Raw genomic sequence first — 304 nt, forward strand, 5'->3', positions numbered from 1 at the left:
ACCTGCTCGGGCACGCCGACGGACGGCACCTCGATCAGGAACGCCGGGTTGGCCGGCGCGGTGCGCAGCGGCGCTGCGGCATCGGCCGGGCTGAGCGTGTAGAACCGCGCGGGCGGCGAGCTGCACGCGGCGAGCGCGAGGGCGGCGACAGCCGCCGCCGCGCCGCTCGCGAAACCGTTCACGCGTGTGGTCATGGTTGATCTCCTGGCTTGCCCTTGAGCAGCGATTCGGGGTGACGCTCGAGGTAGTCGGCGAGCGCGTTCAGCGACTGCAGCGTGCGCGTGAGCTCCTTCAGCGCGCCGCG

1 pseudogene is annotated in these 304 nt (G+C 73.0%); it reads right to left on the reverse strand.

What is annotated here, in order from left to right:
- Positions 1-194, reverse strand: a pseudogene (locus HWX39_RS35885) (hypothetical protein); the annotation flags it as partial.
- Positions 195-304 lie beyond the last annotated feature (110 nt).

Source organism: Burkholderia sp. BCC0322 (assembly GCF_902833045.1).
Classification (GTDB): Bacteria; Pseudomonadota; Gammaproteobacteria; order Burkholderiales; family Burkholderiaceae; genus Burkholderia.